Genomic DNA, 1,554 nt, shown 5'->3' with positions numbered 1-1,554 from the left:
GTTTTCATATTTCATAACCTCCATTTACTAGCTCTTCCATTTTTATTATATTTTGTAATTCTTTTGGATTATAGGTATCTATGCAGGATATAACAAAATATCGCCCATCTTTTCCAAGATTACCGGATTCATCGAATAGTAAATAACGTTTCTCTTTCACATTATCACCTCCTATCCATATAAAATTTATCTATATTTTGTGGAAAAATAATTACAATTACGAAAGCAGAAACATGTATTCTGCAATATTCTCACAGATATATCTGGTCTACCATCAGAATTCGTTTATAATTGTAAAATTAAATATATTTTACCATATTTATAAGAAAAATCTACTATAAAATAGCAAAAGACACCAGCTAGCAAGCAAGTGCCTTTTTACATATTAAGGTAAGATGCATACGTATCATAAGATTAATTATTCATTGAATCTTTTAAGCTTCCTTGATAAGTGATTTTATTATTTTTGTCGTAAACAGTAACGTAGACGTCAGCATCATCATAGTTTGTACCAGATAGAATTTGCAAATAAGGTAAAGACAGATATATTTCTAATAGTCCAAAATTGTCATCATCAGACAACTCTTTGGCTTGGTATATATTTATTTTTGTGTAGTCATCATTATATTTTATTTTTGAAATAGAACCCTTTGAAATAATGTTTTCAATAGATTTGGCTAGTTCTTTCTTTAACGCTTTCAATGTTTTATCAACCGACTTTGTTTTACACTTTATTATAGTATAATTACCTGATATATCTATACTTAAAGTTCCTATTTCCTCGAATATAGATGGCAACAAAAGATCATTGCTATATGATTCTGTGGGGAATTTAAAGGTGGTTACATTATTTTTAACTGTAACTTTACATTTGTATTTTTTACCGCTTACTTTAGCGGTTATTGTCGCAGTTCCTTTCTTCTTTGCAGTAACATTTCCTTTACTATCTACTGTGGTAACAGTCTTGTTACTACTTGTCCAAGTTGCATTCCTGCTTGATCCGGATATTTTTAGTTGTACTTTTTCTCCAGTGTACAATGTAGCAGTTGTCTTGTTAATCTTAACAGCTGCTTGTGCCTGTTCGGGTACAATAATTGCTACTAATAATAGCAAAGTTAATAAACTTGATATAATTCTTTTCTTCATAATTCCACCCTTCCTATAATATAATGTGTATAGCATATCATTATATACCAAATTATGCAAGGGTGATACAGAAAATAGAAAAAGGCACAAGCTACATGAGCAAGTGCCATTATTTGAAATTCTCTTCAAACATATTTCTTCAAGCGAAAATATTGTATCATATATAGAAAAATATGTCAATTGTATGTGCGAGCAAGTAAATAACTTTTTAAACAAAACATTTGTCTAACGATTTTTCTAACGAATAGAAGTAAAACTGTACATATACTATTGATAACTATAATTAAGTGAAATTCGCGATAAGCATAGTAATTGCTAGGAATACGTCACTTTTGTGTTACTATAGTTTACTCTGTTGTTTGCCTTCCCAAGGCGAGGGTCGCGGGTTCGAATCCCGTCTCGTGCTTG

At 30.3% G+C, this 1,554-nt stretch carries 2 protein-coding genes; both read right to left on the bottom strand.

Features of this window, described 5'->3' with window-relative positions; genetic code table 11:
• Positions 1 to 4: 4 nt before the first annotated feature.
• A complete protein-coding gene (locus ACW2QF_RS20215; protein ID WP_455717814.1) occupies positions 5 to 160 on the bottom strand; it encodes a hypothetical protein in 156 nt (51 codons plus the stop codon).
• A gap of 254 nt (positions 161 to 414) precedes the next feature.
• On the bottom strand, positions 415 to 1,146 hold the full coding sequence (locus ACW2QF_RS20210; protein WP_455717813.1) for an Ig-like domain-containing protein: 732 nt from the start codon (positions 1,144 to 1,146) through the stop codon (positions 415 to 417).
• Positions 1,147 to 1,554: the final 408 nt, after the last annotated feature.

The organism is Anaerosporobacter sp., assembly GCF_965301125.1.
The sequence above is the reverse complement of the archived record's forward strand: the minus strand, read 5'-3'. Positions and strand labels throughout refer to the sequence as shown.

Coding starts and splice junctions, on each gene's coding strand:
- ACW2QF_RS20210 (WP_455717813.1), bottom strand. CDS start 1,146: ATGAAGAAAAGAATTATATCAAGTTTATTAACTTTGCTATTATTAGTA.